The organism is Gordonia sp. 135, from assembly GCF_009720185.1.
GTDB classification, from domain to species: Bacteria; Actinomycetota; Actinomycetes; order Mycobacteriales; family Mycobacteriaceae; genus Gordonia; species Gordonia alkanivorans.
Genome location: NZ_CP046257.1, coordinates 3,289,928 through 3,303,538, shown reverse-complemented (window position 1 = coordinate 3,303,538; position 13,611 = coordinate 3,289,928). Strand labels below are relative to the sequence as shown.

At 69.7% G+C, this 13,611-nt stretch carries 13 protein-coding genes and 1 other RNA gene; 8 read left to right on the top strand and 6 right to left on the bottom strand.

The annotated features are described in order from the left end of the window. Positions 1-21: 21 nt before the first annotated feature. Positions 22-1,005: a helix-turn-helix transcriptional regulator gene (locus GKZ92_RS14920; RefSeq protein WP_155225392.1), complete on the bottom strand. Its 984-nt coding sequence runs from the start codon at positions 1,003-1,005 to the stop codon at positions 22-24. A gap of 157 nt (positions 1,006-1,162) precedes the next feature. Between GKZ92_RS14920 and GKZ92_RS14915 the strand changes: the two genes are divergently transcribed. After that, positions 1,163-1,987 (top strand): maleylpyruvate isomerase family mycothiol-dependent enzyme, encoded by an 825-nt coding sequence (locus tag GKZ92_RS14915; RefSeq protein ID WP_155225391.1) that lies wholly within the window; start codon positions 1,163-1,165, stop codon positions 1,985-1,987. Between the two features lie 68 nt (positions 1,988-2,055). Here the strand turns inward: GKZ92_RS14915 and GKZ92_RS14910 are convergent, their stop codons facing one another. Both GKZ92_RS14910 and GKZ92_RS14905 read right to left on the bottom strand, forming a co-directional pair. Then, positions 2,056-4,080 carry a protein kinase domain-containing protein gene (locus tag GKZ92_RS14910; RefSeq protein WP_035752737.1) on the bottom strand — a complete coding sequence of 675 codons (2,025 nt, stop codon included), beginning with the start codon at positions 4,078-4,080 and terminating at the stop codon, positions 2,056-2,058. Between the two features lie 104 nt (positions 4,081-4,184). Next, positions 4,185-5,012: a spermidine synthase gene (locus GKZ92_RS14905; RefSeq protein ID WP_127962808.1), complete on the bottom strand. Its 828-nt coding sequence runs from the start codon at positions 5,010-5,012 to the stop codon at positions 4,185-4,187. Between the two features lie 40 nt (positions 5,013-5,052). Between GKZ92_RS14905 and GKZ92_RS14900 the strand changes: the two genes are divergently transcribed. Next, positions 5,053-6,030, top strand: coding sequence for a cobalamin biosynthesis protein (locus tag GKZ92_RS14900; protein ID WP_035752734.1), 978 nt, complete (start codon positions 5,053-5,055; stop codon positions 6,028-6,030). Here the strand turns inward: GKZ92_RS14900 and GKZ92_RS14895 are convergent. Further along, positions 6,008-7,060 (bottom strand): SURF1 family cytochrome oxidase biogenesis protein, encoded by a 1,053-nt coding sequence (locus GKZ92_RS14895; RefSeq protein WP_230461809.1) that lies wholly within the window; start codon positions 7,058-7,060, stop codon positions 6,008-6,010. The two genes, GKZ92_RS14900 and GKZ92_RS14895, sit on opposite strands and share 23 nt — an antisense overlap. Positions 7,061-7,096: 36 nt before the next feature. Here GKZ92_RS14895 and GKZ92_RS14890 point away from each other — a divergent pair, with 36 nt between their 5' ends. Next, positions 7,097-8,101 carry a zinc-binding metallopeptidase family protein gene (locus tag GKZ92_RS14890; RefSeq protein WP_006356796.1) on the top strand — a complete coding sequence of 335 codons (1,005 nt, stop codon included), beginning with the start codon at positions 7,097-7,099 and terminating at the stop codon, positions 8,099-8,101. Between the two features lie 23 nt (positions 8,102-8,124). Here GKZ92_RS14890 and GKZ92_RS14885 read toward each other — a convergent pair whose 3' ends face one another. After that, positions 8,125-8,604, bottom strand: coding sequence for a low molecular weight protein-tyrosine-phosphatase (locus GKZ92_RS14885; protein ID WP_035752730.1), 480 nt, complete (start codon positions 8,602-8,604; stop codon positions 8,125-8,127). A gap of 52 nt (positions 8,605-8,656) precedes the next feature. Then, on the bottom strand, positions 8,657-9,343 hold the full coding sequence (locus GKZ92_RS14880; protein ID WP_196222009.1) for an HAD-IA family hydrolase: 687 nt from the start codon (positions 9,341-9,343) through the stop codon (positions 8,657-8,659). A 30-nt stretch (positions 9,344-9,373) separates the two neighbouring features. Here GKZ92_RS14880 and cobC point away from each other — a divergent pair, with 30 nt between their 5' ends. The 5 genes from cobC (at position 9,374) to rnpB (ending at position 13,560) form a co-directional block, all read left to right on the top strand. After that, on the top strand, positions 9,374-10,468 hold the full coding sequence (cobC, locus tag GKZ92_RS14875; protein WP_035752728.1) for an Rv2231c family pyridoxal phosphate-dependent protein CobC: 1,095 nt from the start codon (positions 9,374-9,376) through the stop codon (positions 10,466-10,468). Further along, positions 10,446-11,585 carry a Nif3-like dinuclear metal center hexameric protein gene (locus GKZ92_RS14870; protein ID WP_035752725.1) on the top strand — a complete coding sequence of 380 codons (1,140 nt, stop codon included), beginning with the start codon at positions 10,446-10,448 and terminating at the stop codon, positions 11,583-11,585. The genes cobC and GKZ92_RS14870 overlap by 23 nt, the downstream gene beginning before the upstream one ends. A 102-nt stretch (positions 11,586-11,687) precedes the next feature. After that, positions 11,688-12,425: a zinc ribbon domain-containing protein gene (locus GKZ92_RS14865; RefSeq protein WP_035752722.1), complete on the top strand. Its 738-nt coding sequence runs from the start codon at positions 11,688-11,690 to the stop codon at positions 12,423-12,425. 5 nt (positions 12,426-12,430) lie between these two features. Beyond that, positions 12,431-13,081 carry a histidine phosphatase family protein gene (locus GKZ92_RS14860; protein WP_075864045.1) on the top strand — a complete coding sequence of 217 codons (651 nt, stop codon included), beginning with the start codon at positions 12,431-12,433 and terminating at the stop codon, positions 13,079-13,081. 63 nt (positions 13,082-13,144) lie between these two features. Further along, positions 13,145-13,560: RNase P RNA component class A (gene rnpB / locus GKZ92_RS14855), an RNA gene on the top strand. Positions 13,561-13,611 lie beyond the last annotated feature (51 nt).

Here is a 13,611-nt window from a genome sequence, read left to right as displayed (position 1 = left end):
CGGAACAGCAGGTCAACACGGTCAGGGCCGGGCGGACATCGCGCGTCGATAACGTTCGGCGACCTGGTCGTGATACTCCGCGACGGCACCCAGTTCGACGCGCAGCTCGTCGGGTTCGAGGACGGTGAAGTCGGCGTCGAAGGCGTACATCCACCGTGCGATCGCCGTCAGTGAGGTGCTGTAGACGGTCACCTCGCAGCTGTTCTCGTCGCCGGATTCCAGGGCACCCCAGTAGTGGTGGATCATCGGCGCGACCTCGTCGAGCGGAAGGTGGACGCGGATCCGCGCGGTCGCCTGTTGCTGCACGGCACCGAGACCACGGGCGACGAAGGCCGCGGCGCCGCCCTCGGGGGGTTCGCGCGGGGTGAATCGGGGGCCGGTGGGGATCTTCGGGTCCATGCGGTCGACGCGGAACGAACGCCAGTCGTCGCGCGCGAGGTCGAAGCCCACGAGATACCAACGGTTTCCGCTGCGCACCAACCGGAACGGCTCGACCTCGCGTCGACTCTCCTCACCGTCGTTGCGCCGGTAGTCGAAGCGCAGGCGTTCGTGGCGGTGGCAGGCCGTGGCGATGTCGGTGAGGCGTTCGGCCGGGACCGCGCTCGTCGGCGCTTCCCGCGGGATGGCCTCGATCCGCAGCGCGTCGAGGCGGTGCTGGAGTCGCGACGGCATGACCTGACGCAGTTTCGCAAGCGCCCCGGCCGATGCCTCGGCCATGTCGGCGACCGCGCCCGTCGTCACCGCGTCGAGCCCGAGCGCGACGGCGAGGACCTCCTGGTCGTCGAGGAGCAAGGGCGGCATCTCCGCGCCGGCGCCGAGCCGATACCCGCCGCGCGCACCGACATTCGCGTCGACGGGGTAACCGAGCTCGCGGAGCTTGTCGATGTCGCGTCGCACCGTGCGGGTCGTGATGTCGAGGCGTTCCGCGAGCTCCTTGCCCGACCATTCCCGCCGCGTCTGCAGCAGCGACAGCAGGGCGAGCAGCCGGGCCGAGGTTTCCAACATGAAGACATCCTGCCGCACGATGCGGACAGATTCGGTCCTCGTTTGGCAGAACGGGGGCGGCTTGTCGCGGTGCGTCAATGCGGCTGCCCCGCTCACCGACCCCGATAAGGTTGGTGCGGTCCGGGTCCCGCCGGGCGCACGACCGCAAGGAGCATCCATGCCGACGACCATTCTGCCGCTCGCCGAGGTCACCGAAGGCCTGATCGCCCAGTGGGCCGCGATCGCCGACGTCGCCGCCGCACTCACCGACGAGCAGTGGTCGGCGGCATCGGTGCTGCCCGGATGGACCAACGCCGACATCGTCGCGCACATCATCGGCACCGAGAGCATGCTCGACGGCCGCGACGTGGAAGCCACCCGCACGGTGAGTGCACTCGACCACGTGCGCAACCCGATCGGCGAGCTCAACGAGAAGTGGGTCGACCACTACCGGCCGAAGCCGCGCGCCGAGGTGCTCGCCGCGCTCGACGAGATCATCACGGTTCGCACCGCGGCACTGCGGGCGATGACACAGGAGCAGTTCGACGCCCCGTCGATGACGCCGGCCGGCGCCGACACCTACGGACGCTTCATGCGCATCCGCATCTTCGACTGCTGGACGCACGAGATCGACCTGCGTGACGGCACCGACGGTTCCGCCGTCACCGACCCCGTCCCCGCGTCGTTGGCGCTGGACGAGATCGGCGCGTCACTGCCGTTCGTCGTCGGCAAGCGCGCCGATGCGCCCAAGGGCAGCAAGGTGCTCTTCGCCATCACCGGGCTGTCCGCGCGAACGGTTCGGATCGACGTCGGTGACCGCGCGTCTCTGGTGGAGGAGTTCGACGGCGGCGACGCGTCGGCCGATGTCCGTCTGCGCATCGACGCCGCGAACCTCGCCCGCTGCGCCGGTGGGCGTCGGGACGCCAGCCCGGACGCGGTGGAGATCGATGGCGACGCCGCGCTGGGGAACGCGATCCTGAACCGGATGAACTACGTGATCTGACCCTCAGCAAGGGGAGAGTGCGGGCTGAGTGTCGGGAAACGGTACTCAGGACGCACTCTGCGATTCGGCTACTCGCCGACCGTCGCCTTCTGGATCAGCAGGTTCTGGTTCGGCGGTCCTGACTGGGCGCCGGGTTTGGTCGGTGTGAAGCCGCCCGCGACGATCTTGTCCAGGACCGCCAGCCCGGACGCGTCCATGGTGCCGACGATCGAGTAGGTGAGCGGGAGGTCGGTGTCGTCGGCGAGCATGAAGAACGTCGTCGATCCGGTGGCGCCCTCGTCGTCGGGGAGATCGAGGATGCCGACGGTGCCGCGCGGGTAGGTGACCTGCGGGATGCCGTTGGTGTCCGTGCCGGCCGACGGTAGGCCCTCGGGGAGTTCGTCGGGGCTGGTCCAACCGGGGTTGGTGCCCTCCTTGCCGCCCGAAGACCCGCAGATCAGGTACTTCGCCGATGCGCGATGGCACTTGCTGCCGTCGTAGAACCCGGACTTGATCAGCGCGACCATCGCGCCGACGTTGCACGGTGCCTCGGCCCGGTTGAGGGTCATGGTGATGGTGCCCTGCGCGGCGATCGGGATCTGTGCGTCCACGGTGCCGGTGTTCGGCTGGGTCGACGCCGGTGCAGGTTGGGTGATGCCGCCGACGACCGTGCGCGTCGGGTAGTCGCACGCGACGGTGCCCGCGGGCATCGCCTGCGACGAGGTGCCCGGTTCCGGCGGATCGTCGCCACCGCCCGACAGCGCGACGACGATGCCGGTGACCGCGAGGGCGATCACCACCACGCCGACCCCGATGGCAATGGCGATGTTGCGGCCGGTCTTCGACTTGCGGGGAGGTGGGGTCGGGGTGCCGCCCCACTGGTTGGGTCCGGACAGCGACTGGGGTCCCGAGAACGACTGGGGTCCCGAGAACGACTGGGGACCGGAGTGCGACTGCGGCCCCGAGAACGACTGTGGCCCCGAAGGGGAAGGCTCCGAATGGAATTGGGGACCTGAGAATCCTTGCGGCCCGAAAGGTCCAGGGGGAGGACCATATCCACCGGCCGAACCGGGAGAGTGCTGCGGCCCGTGGACGTTGGGGCCCGAATTCAGACCGCGGACCATCGTCGGGTCGGATGCCATGGAGCCGCCCGGCGTCGGGTGGGCAGCCGGCGGTTGTGACTGCGGCGGACGCGGGGTGTGGGGCCGCGGGGTCGGGCCCGCGGGTGGAATGGGCTGGGGCACGACCGTCGGTGGGGCCTGCTCGGCCGGAGGTGTCTGCGGTCGGGTTGCCGACGCCGACGGACTGCCCGACAGCGCGTCGGAGGCCGCCTGGATGAGTTCGCGCGCGCTCGGAAAACGCTGCGCGGGGTCTTTGGCGAGACCGCGTGCGATCACCGGGTCGAGTGGGCCGCCTGTCTGAGGGGGTGGCTTGGTGATGTGCGCGGTCATGAGTCCCTGGTCGGTTTTCGCCGGGAACGGGGTCTGGCCGGTGACGCACTCGTAGAGCACGCAGGCGAGGGCGTAGTTGTCCGAACCCGGGCCCGCGGGTTCGTCGCCGAACCGCTCCGGCGCCATGTAGGCCAGCGTGCCGAGTGCGGTCCCCACCTGTGTCAGGCGACTGTCGGTGGCGCCCTGCGCGATACCGAAGTCCACGAGGTAGGCGAAGTCGTCGGCGTCGACGAGGATGTTGTCGGGTTTGATGTCGCGGTGGACGAGGCCGTCGCGGTGCGCGGCGTCGAGCGCTGCCGCGACCTGGCCCAGGATGCGAATCGCCCGGTCCGGCGCGAGGGGACCGGAGTCGAGCACCTTGCGGAGATCCTGACCGTCGACGAGGCGCATGTCGATGAACAGGACGCCGTCCTTCTCGCCCCAGTCGTGGATCGGGATGACGTGCGGATCGGACAGTTTCGCCGCGGTCTTCGACTCGCGCTCGAACCGTTCGCGGAAATCGTTGTCGTGGACCAGATGTGGCGGGAGAACCTTCAGGGCGACGCGTCGTTCCTTGCCGGTGTCGTAGGCCTCGTAGACCTCACCCATGCCGCCGCGACCGAGGAGTCTGTCGATGCGGTACGGGCCCAGCGTGGTGCCCGCTCTCGACGATGGATCGGTCACGTCATCCTCGGTTCTGCGATCGTCAGATCTCGGCCGGCGGTCGAAACCACCCTAACGACTGCCGGGCGTGTTCGTACATCGACCGGACGCGGGACCGGCGACGATCACGGCCGGTCCGCCGCGAGGTCGGAGTCGGCCAGGCCCGGGCCGCGCGCGAAGTCGCGGGCCTTGGCGCCGGAGAGGATCTGCGCAGGTAGCGGATCGCTGAGCAGAGTGCGCACCAGCGTCGCCGACGCGTCGAGCGGGGCGTCGCTGCCGACGATCACGATGTTGCCGGTGCGCCGACCTTTGAACATCGCGGCGTCGGCGATGAGCAGCAGATGGTCGAAGACCGATGCGACGGTGGCGGCCTCGGCGCGCGCGCCCGCCAGATCCCGGCTGTCGCCGCAGTTCGCGAGGTACAGCCCGCCCGGCACGAGCACGTCGTGGACGGCGGAGGTGAACTCACGGGTCGTCAGATGCGCGGGCGTACGGTCGCCGGCGAAGGCGTCGCGCACGATCACCTCGCGCGTGCCCGGCTGCAGTGAGGTGACGACCTCCCGTGCGTCGCCGACCCGGATCCGCAGCTTGGGGGCGCGGGGGAGATCGAACCACTCACGCACCAGGCGGGCCAGCTCGCCGTCGACCTCGACCGCCACCTGTCGGGCATCGGGGTACTGATGGTCGAGGTAACGGGCGAGCGCGCAGGCCGCTCCACCGAGGTGGAGGACGCGCAACCGGTCCGAGGCGGGATGGCGTTCGGCGATGACGGCCGCCATCTGGCGCAGGTACTCGAAGTCGAGCACGGTCGGGTCGTCGGGATCGATGTGCGAACTGTGCGCCCCGTTGACGGTCAGCAGCCAACCGCCGGCGATGGTGTCGCGCGCGAGTTCGGCGACACCGGTGTCGATGACGTGCCGACCCGGGGTCGGTTCCGCGGATGACCTGGCCACGGGTCGAGTCTGGCACGAGCGCAGTCGATACCATCGCGCGGTGCCCCTGACCCGTGAGCAGCGAAACCGACCCGCACGACGAGCCCTGTCGAACACAGCCGGACTCATCGTCGGCTTCCTCCTCGACGAGGCCCTGGGGGACCCGTCGACGGGGCACCCGGTCGCGGGTTTCGGACGGCTCACATCTGTGCTCGAACACCGCATGTACCGCGATTCGCGGGCTGCCGGTGCCGGTCTGGTCGCGGTGGCCGCGGGCGGCGTCGTGGGCGCGGCAGTCGCGGCATCGGCCGGGCGTCGTGCGCCGGCATCGGTGGCGCTGACGGCTGCGTCGACCTGGATCGCGCTGGGCGGGACCTCGTTGTGCCGGGTGGGCGATGCGGTCGCCGACGCCCTCGAGTCCGACGACATCGACGCGGCGCGGGCCCTGATCCCGAGTCTGTGCGGCCGTGATCCGATGTCACTCGACGAGGCCGGGATCTGTCGGGCGGCGCTCGAATCGATCGCGGAGAACACCTCCGACGCGACCGTCGGGCCGTTGTTCTGGGGTGCGGTCGCGGGCGTTCCCGGAATCCTCGGGTACCGCGCGGTCAACACCCTCGACGCGATGGTCGGGTACCGCAACGAGCGCTATCGCGACTTCGGCTGGGCGGCCGCGCGACTCGACGACGTCGCCAACATCCTCCCGGCACGACTCGCAGGCGTATTGATCGTCCTGGTCTCCGGGGCACCCAGGCGTGCCGCCGAAGCGTGGCGTCGTGACAGCCATGCGCATCCCAGTCCGAACGCCGGGGTCGTCGAAGCTGCGTTCGCGGGAGCCCTGGGGGTGCAGCTCGGGGGTCGGACGGTGTACCCGCACGGCGTCGAACAACGGCCGACGCTGGGTTCCGGGCCGGCACCGAAGCCGGCCGATCTACGGGCCGCGGTCACGGTGTCGCGGCGGGTCCAACGGGCGACGGTGGCCGCGTGCGTGGCGGGTTGTCTGCTCCGGGTCGCGGTCAGCCGCCGTAGCGCCGGCTGAGCTTGTCCCGCACGTCGCCGTCCTGACTGCGGGGGTCGGGCGTCGCATCGCGGACGTCGCCGACCGTGTCTTCGGCAACGGGGCCGTGACCGATGCGTCCGACGTTGTGGACCACCGTGGTGCCGCTCGCGGCGCGCAGTTCCTCGCGCATCTGCCGACGACGTTCGGCGCGGGAGGCAGCCGTACTCGGCTGTCCATCGGGTGCGGTGCCCGCGGGACGAGAAGCGGTCTCCGCGTCGGCGACGTCACCGGTCTCGGCGGTGGCCTCCGCCGCGGGAGCTGCCTTCGCGGCGGCGGCGCGTCGGCGTGACCGGATCTCGGCGATCAGGAAGTACAGCACGCCGAGCGGCGCCATGATCCCGAACGCGAGCCACTGCAACCCGTACGAGAGGTAGGGGCCGGTGTCGAGCTGGGGCAGCGGGATCTCACCCAGGGAGCCCGGCTGGTCCGGGGACAGCTGCAGGTAGAAGTCGTCCATCGGAGTGCCGGTCGCGGTCCCGACGAGACCCGGATTGATCGACGGGACCGTCAGCACACCGTTGTCGGCGCGGGAGCCACGGTCGGCGCTGACGCTCTCCGCCGCGCGGATTCTTCCTTCGATGGTCTGTTCACCGGCAGGCGGCGCCGGGATGTCGGGCACACCGCCCTCCACCGGGCGGACGAAACCGCGGTTGATCAGGAGCACGCGATCCGAACCGTCCACCGCGAACGGCGTCAGGACCACCACGGCCGGCCGTTCCTGGATGTTGCGCAGCCGCACCAGGGCCTGCTGGTCCTCCAGGTAGCGTCCGGTCACCTCGACGCCGCGCCACTCGGCCGACGGGTCGAGGGTCGACGAGGGCGCCACCTCGGCCAGCGGCACGGTCTCGAGAGAGGTCGCGGTACGGATCAGATCGTTGCGGCGTTCGGTGTCGGAGTTCTTCCCCAGCTGCCACGGCGCGAGCATGGTGAAGCAGGCCACGGCGAACGCCACGACGACGACGCCGAGGGCAATCCACCCGGGACGCAGGATCGTTCGCAGCACATGCACGATGCCCAGGTTACTCAGCACCTGTAGCGTGATCTAATGCGTGACTTCATCTGTCTGAACTGCGGCCAGCGGCTTTCCTTCGAGAACAGCCTGTGCCTGAACTGCCAGAGCCCACTCGGGTTCTGGCTCGAGTCCCGCTCCATTCAAGTCCTCGACGACAAGGGACGCGCCGAGGTCGACGGCGTCCTCCTCGAGCGATGCGTGAACACCAAGGTCGCGCAATGCAACTGGCTGGTGAAGTGGACCGGCAACCCGGAGCTCTGCCAATCGTGCGAGCTGACGCGCACACGTCCCGGCGACGACGATCCCGAGGCGCTGGTGGTGTTCGGCCAGGCCGAGACCGCGAAGCGGCGTCTCGTCCTCGAACTCACCGAGCTCGGGCTGCCGATCGAGAATCGTGACGAGAATCCCACCACGGGTCTTGCCTTCGACCTGCTCTCCAGCGCGCAACGAAACGTCATCACCGGACACGCCAGCGGCGTCATCACCCTCGACCTCGCCGAGGGCGACGATGTGCACCGCGAGCAGATGCGCGTCGAACTCGACGAGCCGTATCGGACGGTCCTCGGACACTTCCGGCACGAGATCGGTCACTACTACCAGCTGGTCCTGATCACCGACAACCGTCGTCCGCAGTTCGAGGAGCTGTTCGGCAACCCCGACGACGACTATCAGGCCGCGCTCGACCGGCACTACAAGGAGGGTGCGCCCGAGGGGTGGCGGAAGAACTACGTCTCCTCCTATGCCACGATGCACCCCGCCGAGGACTTCGCCGAGACCTTCGCGCACTACCTGCACATCCGGGACACCCTCGACACCGCCGCCGCGTTCGCGATGGCGCCGTCGGGTACGACGCTGGACAGCGTGCCGCCCGGCGACGTGGGATTCGACCGCATCATCGACGAGTGGCTCCCACTGACGTGGGCGCTCAACCAGATCAACCGGTCGATGGGCCACCCGGACCTCTACCCGTTCGTGCTCCCGGCGCCGGTGCTCGAGAAGATCCGCTTCGTGCACAACCTGGTGGCACCGGTCGGCTGAGGCCGGTCCGCAGGGCGTGGTCGTCAGGCCACGCCCAGCTCAATACGCACCCAGTCGATCAGGCCGGGGACGGCGCTCTCGATCTGTTCGCGGGTGGCGACGAAGTCGTCGTTGCCGCCGTAGTAGGGGTCGAGTAGGGCGAGGTCGTCGGCGGGTGCCGACGGATCGAACGACCGCAGCAGTCGTGTCCGGTCGCCGAGCCGCTTGCGCTCGAGTTCCCGCACGTGACCGTCGTCCATCGCCAGGAAGAGATCCGCGTCGAAGTGTTCGGGACCGAGCAGCGCCGCCACGTGGGCGTCGGAGTAACCGTGGGCCAGCAATTCGGTGCGGGCACGGTTGTCGGCCGGTTCGCCGACGTGGAAGCCCGCGATCCCGCAACTGGTGACGCGCACCTTGCCGCCCAGTCCCGCGTCGTCCAGGGCGGTCCGGAAGATGTTCTGCGCCATCGGCGACCGGCAGATGTTGCCCGTGCACACGAAACAGATGTGTAGTTCTTCTGCCACTGGTGTCTACCTCAGCTCGACGTGCCGAACGCTCGGTGGTCCAGGGCGTCGGTCACATACCCAGGACGCCGCGCAATTCGGCTGTGGACTCAACCGCCCAGGCCGCGTCCTGTTCCTCCCCGTGCAGAGAATAACCCCATCTGACCAGGACCGCAGAGATCCCGAAGGCCGCGGCGCCGTGCACATCGTGGCTCCGATCGCCGATCATCACGACCGGCGCGGTGACGTGGCCGGTGTCGGCGTCGACGGGAAGTCCCAGTTCGGCGACCGCATGTGCGACGACGTCGGCCTTGTGGCGACGCGTGCCGTCATCGCTGGCACCGGCGATGTACTCGAAGTGGTCGGCGAGACCGAAGTGTTCGAGGATCCTGCGCGCGGTGGTCTGGTTCTTCGACGTCGCGACCGCCATCGTGCGCCCCGACGCGGAGAGATCGGCCAGGACGTCGGGCATCCCGTCGTAGACCGCGTTCTCCCGCCAGCCGATCTCGGTGTAGCGCTCGCGGTAGGCGCGCATGGCCTCTTCGGCGACCTCGGGAGCGAGTCCCAGTTGGTTGAGGGTGTCGATCATCGGCGGCCCGACGATGCCCGCGACGACCTGCGGATCGGGCTCGGGCGCGTCGACGGCGGCGAGGGCGTGCCGGAAGCTGTTGGCGATACCCGCGAAGCTGTCGGTGATCGTGCCGTCGAGGTCGAAGAGCAGCACGGTGTCGGGATGGCGGGGATCTGGCGGCGTCAACACGCGTCCATCGTGCACGTAAGGTCAACAGACATGACAGCTGGGTATGGCGTCGCATCTTCATCCGACCTGTCCGATCCGGATCGGCACGGCGACCGGGATGCGGCACCCGGGCTCGTGGACTTCGCCGTCAATGTCCGTGGCACGCCACCGCCTTTCGTCCTCGACGCCATCACGCGCGGTCTCGGTGACCTGGCCCGGTATCCCGGCCTCGACGACGAGCGGCGCGCGGTCGACGCCATCGCGGCCACCCACGGTCGCTCGCCCGGCGATGTGCTGCTGCTGTCCGGCGCGGCCGACGGCTTCGAGATGCTGCCGCGACTCGACGTGCGTCATGCCGCGCTCATCCAGCCGTCGTTCACCGAACCGGAGATCGCACTGCGTGCCGCGGGGGTGCCCATCACGCAGGTGACGCTCGACGAGCCGTGGCGGTTGTCCGGGGCGGAGGTGCCCGACACCGCCGACCTGGTGATCCTGGGCAACCCCACCAACCCGACGTCGGTGCTGCACCCGCGGGAGTCGATCGCGGCGTTGCGGCGTCCGGGACGCATCATCGTCGTCGACGAGGCCTTCGCCGATCTCACCCTCGGCGCGGACGGGGAACTCGAACCACAGTCGCTGGCATCGGCCGACTGGCCGGACCTCATCGTGATCCGCAGCGTGACAAAGACTTTCGGCCTGGCAGGGCTGCGCGCCGGATACCTGCTCGCCGCGCCGGAGATCCTCGCGCGGCTGCGGGCGGGGCGGCGGCCCTGGGCGCTGTCCACACCCGCGCTGACCGCGCTGACCGCGTGCCTCGGCGAGGCGGGCTTCCTTCACTGCGCGGAGCAGGCCCGCCGGGTCGCGGCCGAGCGCGCCGAGATGGTCGACGAACTGACCCGGATCGGGCTCGTCGTCGTGGCGGAACCGGCCGCACCATTCGTGCTCGTCGAGGTGCCGCGGGCCACGGAGGTCAAACGGCGTCTCGTCGACCACGGGTTCGCGGTGCGCAGTTGCGCCAACTTCGTCGGACTCGGCGACGACCATCTGCGGCTCGCGGTACGTCCGGTCGAGCAGGTCCGCGCGCTGACCGCGGCGATCGAGCAGGTACGAGAGGAGATGAGGGATGGGAACCGTGTCGACGTCTGAGGGGATCACCGTCGGAGACGTGGTCGACGCCGTCGAACGTGCGTATCCGCCGGCACTCGCCGAGTCCTGGGACGCCGTGGGGCTGGTGTGCGGCGACCGTGCCGAACCGGTGCGTCGGGTCCTGGCGTGCGTCGACGTGACCGACGCCGTCGTCGACGCGGCCGTCGCCGAGAAGGCGGACCTGGTGATCGCCCATCACCCGCTGCTGATGCGCGGGGTCACGTCGGTGGCCGCCGACACCCCCAAGGGCCGCATCGTGCACCGCCTGATCCGCAACGGCATCGCGCTGCTGTCGGCCCACACCAACGCCGACAGTGCACGACCGGGTGTCTCCGACGCACTCGCCGACCTGCTCGGCCTCGTCGACACCGTGCCCATCGAACCGAAATCCGCGGCGCCGCTCGACAAATGGGTGGTGATGGTGCCCGAGGGCAACGTCGAACAGGTCAGTGAGGCGATGTTCGCCGTCGGCGCCGGTGCGATCGGCGACTACCGAGACTGCTCGTGGACGGTCGTGGGCACCGGCCAGTTCGAGGCCCAGGAGGACGCGACGCCGACGATCGGCGAGATCGGCACCCGCACCCACGTCGACGAGGCGCGGGTGGAGATGGTCGCCGACCGGTCCATCCGCGGGTCGGTGCTCCGGGCGCTGCGCAACGCCCACCCGTACGAGGAACCGGCGTTCGACGTCTTCGAGCTCGCCGACCTCGGCAGCGGCCTGGGTCTGGGTCGGGTCGGTTCGCTGCCCGAGCCGATGACGCTGCGTGACTTCACCGCGGTCGTCGCCCGCGCACTGGGTGCGCCGTCGGGAATCCGGGCGGCCGGCGATCCGGATGCACCGGTGCGCACGGTCGCGGTCTGCGGTGGGGCGGGGGATTCGCTGCTCGGGCGCGTGCGCGGGCTCGGCGTCGACGTCTATGTGACCGGCGACCTCCGACACCATCCTGCCGACGAGAGTCTGCGCGACGGTGGGCCGGCCCTCGTCGACGCCGGACACTGGGCCACCGAGTTCCCCTGGTGCGCGCAGGTTGCGGAGCTGGTCCGCAAGGACTGCGACGTGCCCGTGGTGGTGTACGACACGCCGACCGACCCGTTCGGATTGCACAGCTTCGGGTGACGCCCGGAGGGCCGCCTGACCAAAGGCCATCCGCCCGCCGGGACGCCGGGACCAGCCGCGTACGGTAGGGGGACTTCAGAACTTCAGAGAGAGGAGGCCGCAATGAAAGTCGACGCCGGAGTGCAGCGACTGTTGCTCGATCTCGCGGACTCCGATGCCGAGATCAACCGACTCGAGCATCGCCGCAAGAACTTGCCCGAGAACGCCGAGATCGCCGAGCAGGAGAAGGCGATCGACGCTGCCCGTGACGATCTGGTGCGCGCGGAGATCTCCGCCGAGGACCTGAGCCGCGAATACCGCCGCATCGAGTCCGAGGTGACCGGGATGGCCAACCGTGAGGCCAAGGACTCCAAGCAGCTCGCCGCCGGTGGGCTCGCGCCCAAGGCGCTGTCGGAGCTGCAGCACGAACTCGCGGGACTCGGACGCCGTCGTGCGGTCTTCGAGGACGAACTGCTGACGCTCATGGAGCAGCAGGAGGCCGTCGAGGCCGAGCGCGACCGCGCCGCCGCGACGATCTCGCATCTCGAGGAGAAGGTCGCCGACGCTCGGGTTCGCCGCGATGAGTCGCTCGCGACCATCGAAGAGGACATGACGCGCGCCCGCGAGAAGCGGGACACGCTCGCCGGGGAGATCGACGCCGACCTGCTGGCCGTCTACGACAAGCAGCGCGCCAACGGCCGTATCGGCGCGGGACTCCTGCGAGCACGACGCTGCGGTGCCTGCCGGATGGAGCTCGACCGGGGCACGATCGCGTCGATCAGCGCGGCGCTGTCCGACGAGGTCATCCGCTGCGAGGAATGCGGCGCGATCCTCGTGCGGACCGCCGAATCGGGGATCTGACAACTGTGGGCGAGAGGTCGCCGTCCTGGCAGGGGCAGCGGAGTTCGCCGACCCGGTTCATCCTGCTGCGCCACGGCCAGACGGCGTTGTCGGTGGATCGTCGGTACTCCGGACGCGGTAACCCCGAGCTGACCGCGGAAGGTCTGCGCCAGGCCCGCGCGGCAGCCCAGCGGGTCGTCCGCGAGAAGCACATCTCCGCGATCGTGACCTCGCCGCTGAGCCGCGCCCGCGCCACCGCCGACGAGGTCGCCGCGGTGACCGGCGTCGACGTCGTCGAACATCCCGGACTCATCGAGAACGACTTCGGCGAGTGGGAGGGCCTGACGTTCGTCGAAGCGTCGGAACGGCATCCGGAGATCCACCGGGAATGGCTGTCGGACATCACCGTGCCCGCACCCGGTGGCGAGAGCTTCGCGCAGGTCGCCGAGCGGGTCGCGGAGACGAAAGACGATCTGCTGCAGCAGTATCCGGGGCAGACGGTCGTGCTCGTCTCGCACGTCACCCCGATCAAGCTGATGCTGCGTGAAGCGCTGGGCGTCGGGCCGGAGCTGTTGTTCCGCCTCCACCTCGACCTGGCGTCGGTCTCGATCGCCGAGTTCTTCCCCGACGGTGGTTCCGTCGTGCGTCTGGTCAACGACGCCGTGCACTGGCACTGACGGCCCTTGACGCCGTCGGATGATCGGCGGTCGCACGGCCTGCCGTACCCTGGGTTCCGCGAACGAGTCGGCCGGGCGGCCGCGGTGAGCGGAACGGGCGGAAGACCGTCACGCCGCGCACCGAGGAAAGTCCGGACTCCACAGAGCAGGGTGGTTGCTAACGGCAACCCGGGGTGACCCGCGGGACAGTGCCACAGAGAACAGACCGCCGGCCGCAAGGTCGGTAAGGGTGAAACGGTGCGGTAAGAGCGCACCAGCGGCGCGGGTGACCGCGTCGGCTCGGTAAACCCCACCCGGAGCAAGGCCGAAGCACGCACCTCACGGTGCGTGTGCGCGGGCGTTACGAGGGCTGCTCGCCCCAGCCCGCGGGTGGGCCGCTCGAGGTACCCGGCGACGGTGTGCCCAGATGGATGGTCGCCGCCCGCGACGGTCGAGAGACCTCGCGGGCACAGGATCCGGCTTACGCGCCGACTCGTTCGCCTCCGGGTATCGCGCTCCCGGATAGGTCGCGTTCACGCGCGCTAGGGTTC

Coding starts and splice junctions, on each gene's coding strand:
- GKZ92_RS14920 (WP_155225392.1), bottom strand. CDS start 1,005: ATGTTGGAAACCTCGGCCCGGCTGCTCGCCCTGCTGTCGCTGCTGCAG.
- GKZ92_RS14915 (WP_155225391.1), top strand. CDS start 1,163: ATGCCGACGACCATTCTGCCGCTCGCCGAGGTCACCGAAGGCCTGATC.
- GKZ92_RS14890 (WP_006356796.1), top strand. CDS start 7,097: ATGCGTGACTTCATCTGTCTGAACTGCGGCCAGCGGCTTTCCTTCGAG.
- cobC (WP_035752728.1), top strand. CDS start 9,374: ATGACAGCTGGGTATGGCGTCGCATCTTCATCCGACCTGTCCGATCCG.
- GKZ92_RS14870 (WP_035752725.1), top strand. CDS start 10,446: ATGGGAACCGTGTCGACGTCTGAGGGGATCACCGTCGGAGACGTGGTC.
- GKZ92_RS14865 (WP_035752722.1), top strand. CDS start 11,688: ATGAAAGTCGACGCCGGAGTGCAGCGACTGTTGCTCGATCTCGCGGAC.